Consider the following 4,424-nt stretch of genomic DNA (forward strand, 5'->3'; position numbering starts at 1 on the left):
CCCCGCTCCCGGAAACGATGTCAAAAGTACAGCACAAGAACGAACCCTAAAAACCCCACTACAACGCTCAAGATCACGACATACTTTGTTCAAAAACACACCCGACAAGTAGTCTGACACAGGGGGGAGCATGCCATGATGTCGCGATCGACATCGGCTGCTTCAAGTTTTTCATCGCGTATATTCCACAAGCCATATTCGCTGGTACACCAGACCCGGTTGTCGAACCAGACCATGTCCTTGAAGGGGATCGTTAACTGTCCTTCGAACAGCTGGCGCCACGTTTGTCCCCGCCCTTTGAATGTGGTGCCGCCATACCCGCTGATGTAGACGTTTCCATCGCCTGCGCAGCATACCGAGAAGAGTGATATCGCGCTCGGGAAATCCACCTGTGTCCAGCTGGCGCCATCGAAATAATTGAAAATCGTAGGAATGGTCAAACTCGATATTGCCCCAGCGTTCGGCAGGCGCCAGGCTCCGGATGAAATACACGATGCGTCGGCGTAGCCAGCTATCTTCATCGTCCTCATCCCACTGCGCCAACTGCGTTTCGTCTTCTGACAAAGAAAAATAGAAAATGTCGGCCGACCGCACTTCGCAATCAATCATGAGGAAACCGCTGATACTGTTTTCGTACTGCTCGGATGAGATTTCCATGGATATTCTGCGCTTGGGATAGGCAATCTGTTGATCTTCCGGTGCGCACTGATAGTGTTGCTCGTCAAAATCCTCTGGCAGAGAGGGGAAAACTTCTTCCTCCCAGTGCTTGTCATAGGTTCCGACATACTGGCTTCGCGGCTCCCAGTGCCTGCCAATGGCAGACAATGCCACAGCTTTGTAATTTCCGGCCGGGCTGCTGATGTTCTCGTCGAGCGCCTGGAGAGCAGGTGTAACGACTCGCGTTTGAAAAAGGTTGCGCTCGCAATCGACGCCATTTTCGGCTCACGATAACTGCAAATGAGAAGGGCCCTCGTGCTCCCGCTACTCGCAAATGAGCTTGCATTCGTCGGCGTCGGCTTGCATTCCATGGCCGCCAACGCACGCTAACTGCCAATGAGGGCTCATATCGGCAAGCCGGCCACCAGGATGCGTTTGCCAATTTCGCCAGTGCGCTTCGGTTCGAGCTGATTGCTGAACATCGCCTGAATCTCGGTCGCCTTGGTATGGAACTGCTAGGTCGTGTCCTTTAGCCGGTATGGTCGCCTCAACTTATTCGATAGAGGCGTGATTTTTCTCCACCGACGCGATCAGGTGTTTCAATACACGCATGTGCTCATCGAGCGACTGAATATCAAAGCCGGCGCCAATCAAATTCGCCCACCGTGTTTGCCTGTCGGACAAGTTGGCGATAGCCACCCGTCCGCTGGGCGTGGGTGTCGCCAGGCGCGCAGTTTTATGGGCCGGGTTGTCGTTCATCGTCAGCAATCCCTCCGCGACCAGCGCGTCGCTGAGGCGCTGCACGCTTTGTCGCGCCACCCCCATGTTGCGGGCGATATCCGCGACGGTGCGAGGTTCGCTGAGGACGGCGCCGAGCACCCGCCAGCGCGCCGCCGTCAGGCCCGCTGGCGCGGCAATCTTTTCGGCTGCGTCCATTAATGCGCCGTCGAGTCGAAAAACAAGTAACACGATCTCGGTCAGCGCCGTGCCAGCGGGTGTTTTTTTGATGCATGGTGATTGTGTAGTCATAAGCGCGCTAGCCTTGCGGATCAAGCTCGTTGAGGAATTGTTCCATCTCCAGGGCGGTGGCCTCCGGCTGATCCATTTGCAGCCAGTGCCCCGATCCGTAAATCACTCGAAACGCCGCATTGGGCTTGAGCCATCGCAGCGATGAAGGCGTATCGCCAGCTTCGCTGGAAAGAATTAACATCGGCTTCGTATAGCTCGCCAGATTGGGTTCTGGATTCCAGGCCAGCAATGCCCCGGTCATGGCAATGAATGTCTGCATCTCGATACTTTCCGAGTCGGCGAGGACCAGAGCGACCGTATCGGCGTTGTCGCCGGCAATCGAGTGCAGGTAGTTCCGCAGGTAAGCGCGGTTGTCGGGGCCCTTCAGCGCGGCATCCATCTGCGTCTGGATGGGTTGCGGAATCGCTCGCGGGTCGGACGGCGGATCAAGCAGGATCAGTCCGGCGACTTTGTTTGGGTTGGCCGCCGCGTAACGCAGTGCCGTGGCGCTGCCCGCGCTATGCGCAACCAGGATGAACTGTTGAAGATGCATGGCGTCTGCTACGGCGCAGATGTCTTGGGCCCGTCCTGCGTAGCTGTAGTCACCATTCGCCGGGGCGTCACTCGCGCCATGGCCGCGGGCGTCGAACGCCACGACTTGGCGCCGCGAACAGAAGCGCGCAAACAATTCGCGCCACTGACTGGCTTGGCCGGGATCGGCGTGTACGAACAGGAGCGGTATCTGGCCGCAGCGCTCCTCCGACGCGGTCATTGAAATTGCGCATTGTGGTCCCTTGATGCAACGTTCAATCATTGGAGTTGAAGCCTCGGCTTTGTCGCATTCGCTTTGGGTCGGACAAGGCGGGCTTGCAGGGAGATTCTTTGAAGTCATAGTGGCTCCTAAATTTGACAGTGTACTGTCATTTTCCGTTAATGACAGCTTGCTGTCAACTTCATCATCCTTCCTATTTCAGGCTGTTTTGCACCGTTGTGCCGAAGAACAGAAAATGGGCTGCGATTTCGCGCCGACGCATCTCGTCGCGGCCGCAGCCTGCGGCGAGTTCCCTTTTGGCGTTGGTGCCGGGTACGCTGGTCGGCAAGGGCGGCATGTCGCGTATCGGTACACCCTATCGGACCACGAGAGCGAGACAATTTTTTTGTCTCAATAGGGTTGTTTTTATGTTTTCGAGATGCTAACTTTGAAGGGTCTAAATCTTAACGAGACAAACCCTGCCATGGCGCTTTACGGATATGCTCGGGTTTCCAGCAGCGACCAAGATTTTGCCTTGCAAGAGCAGGCACTGCGCGCTGCGATGTTGTCCGGGCGGAGAAGGCGAGCGGCACCAGCCGCGCCGGCCGCGCTGAGCTGGCGACGCTACTTGATTTCCTGCGGCGTGGCGACACGCTGGTCGTGACGAGGATAGATCGCTTGGCGCGCAGCATCAAAGATTTGCAGGACATCGTGTACACACTAAAGGAGCGCGGCGTCACCCTCAAGGCGACCGAGCAACCCATCGACACCCGTAGCGCGGCGGGCAAGGCATTCCTGGACATGCTGGGCGTGTTCGCTGAATTTGAAACCAACCTCCGGCGCGAGCGCCAGCTTGAAGGTATCGCCGCCGCGAAGGCGCGCGGCGCCTACCGTGGGCGCAAGCCGTCGGTCGATTCCACCGAGGTCCAGCGCCTGTACGTTGAAGAGAAACTGGGCGCGACGGCGATCGCGCGGCGGCTCGGCGTCGGCCGCGCCTCGGTGTACCGCGCGCTGGCCCGCCATGAGCGGCCGGCGTAAGGCGATTCCCGTCGATTCGCTGCTGCAACTACGGCAGCGGCTGGACCGCCTGCCGTCCAAGAGCCCAGAGCGGGCGGCCCAGATCGCTGCGGCGGCCGGCTTGTACGGCGTCTCCGCGACGACCGTCTATCGGGCGCTGCAAGCGGTTCAGAAGCCACACGCTGCGCACCGCGCCGACCACGGCAAGCCGCGGTTGTTGCCGCAAGCAGAGTTGGAACGCTATTGCGAGCTGATCGCGGCGCTGAAACTGCGCACCACCAACAAGGCCGGGCGCCACCTTTCCACCGGGCGGGCCATCGAGCTGATGGAGGACTACGGCGTGGAAACGGCGCAGGGCTTGGTCAAGGCGCCCAAGGGCCTGCTGCGGCGCCCGACCGTCAATCGCCATCTTTCCCTGTTTTGCCGGCGAGATGCTGTTCCAGGCGTTCGACCAGGGCGGCATGGCCGCGCCGGCGTGCGCAGGCGAGGGCGTCTTCGCCGCGCTTGTTGCGCAGTGTCGGGTTGGCGCCTTCGGCGAGCAACAGGTTCAGCAGGTCGAGATTGCCGGTCGACGCTGCCATGTGCAGGGCGGTGTCGCCTTGCCCGTGCGGTGCATCGAGCGGGACGCCTTGCCGCACCAATCGCTCGGCCAGCGCCATCTGGATGGCGTGCTGCTGCGGCGACGGCAGCGCTTGCAGCGCCAGGCTGTGCAGGGCGGTGCGGCCGCCATCGGCCACCACGCGCGGATCGGCCCCGCGATCGAGCAGCAAGCTGGCCATCTCCAGCGGCGGCGTGCCCAACGCGTAATCCAAGGGCGTGCCGCCGCTGGCGTCGCGCGGACTGTCGGGCCGGGCGCCGGCGTCAAGCAAGATCGTTACGGTCAGGGCGTCGCCGCCGGCCACCGCCGCCAGCAGCGGGCTGATGCCGGCGTGGCAGATGTTGGGGTCGTCGCCCGCATTGAGCAGTTTTTTCAGCAGGGCGTGGCGGTCCT

General features: G+C 60.5%; 5 protein-coding genes and 2 pseudogenes. 2 read left to right on the forward strand and 5 right to left on the reverse strand.

Going from position 1 to position 4,424, the window contains the following annotated elements; all coding sequences use genetic code 11:
* Positions 1-171 precede the first annotated feature (171 nt).
* From F1735_RS32570 to F1735_RS37625, 4 genes and pseudogenes are all read right to left on the reverse strand, one after another.
* Positions 172-885, reverse strand: a pseudogene (locus F1735_RS32570) (DUF2169 domain-containing protein); the annotation flags it as partial.
* A gap of 324 nt (positions 886-1,209) precedes the next feature.
* A complete protein-coding gene (locus F1735_RS32575; RefSeq protein WP_167241040.1) occupies positions 1,210-1,686 on the reverse strand; it encodes a MarR family winged helix-turn-helix transcriptional regulator in 477 nt (158 codons plus the stop codon).
* 7 nt (positions 1,687-1,693) lie between these two features.
* Positions 1,694-2,557, reverse strand: coding sequence for an alpha/beta fold hydrolase (locus tag F1735_RS32580; RefSeq protein ID WP_167241042.1), 864 nt, complete (start codon positions 2,555-2,557; stop codon positions 1,694-1,696).
* A gap of 73 nt (positions 2,558-2,630) precedes the next feature.
* Complete coding sequence (locus F1735_RS37625) at positions 2,631-2,765, reverse strand: hypothetical protein (RefSeq protein ID WP_267876716.1); 135 nt, start codon at positions 2,763-2,765, stop codon at positions 2,631-2,633.
* A 149-nt stretch (positions 2,766-2,914) separates the two neighbouring features.
* On the opposite strand from F1735_RS37625, the gene F1735_RS37630 reads away from it, so the two are divergent.
* Together F1735_RS37630 and F1735_RS37065 are read left to right on the forward strand one after the other, a co-directional pair.
* The gene (locus F1735_RS37630; protein WP_373888623.1) at positions 2,915-3,454 is read left to right on the forward strand and encodes a recombinase family protein; all 540 of its coding nucleotides are present in this window, start codon (positions 2,915-2,917) and stop codon (positions 3,452-3,454) included.
* A 4-nt stretch (positions 3,455-3,458) separates the two neighbouring features.
* Positions 3,459-3,845: pseudogene (locus tag F1735_RS37065) on the forward strand (IS481 family transposase); the annotation flags it as partial.
* Here F1735_RS37065 and F1735_RS32595 read toward each other — a convergent pair.
* Positions 3,832-4,410, reverse strand: a complete 579-nt coding sequence (locus tag F1735_RS32595; protein WP_308628262.1) for an ankyrin repeat domain-containing protein — start codon at positions 4,408-4,410, stop codon at positions 3,832-3,834. The pseudogene F1735_RS37065 and the gene F1735_RS32595 sit on opposite strands and share 14 nt — an antisense overlap.
* Between the last annotated feature and the right edge of the window lie 14 nt (positions 4,411-4,424).

The sequence above is a fragment of the Massilia genomosp. 1 genome (assembly GCF_011682185.1).
In the GTDB taxonomy this organism is placed as follows: domain Bacteria; phylum Pseudomonadota; class Gammaproteobacteria; order Burkholderiales; family Burkholderiaceae_D; genus Telluria_A; species Telluria_A rubra.

What these genes read in the sequence shown, in the direction of transcription:
- F1735_RS32575 (WP_167241040.1), bottom strand. Translation starts at nt 1,686, where the DNA reads ATGACTACACAATCACCATGCATCAAAAAAACACCCGCTGGCACGGCG.
- F1735_RS32580 (WP_167241042.1), bottom strand. Translation starts at nt 2,557, where the DNA reads ATGACTTCAAAGAATCTCCCTGCAAGCCCGCCTTGTCCGACCCAAAGC.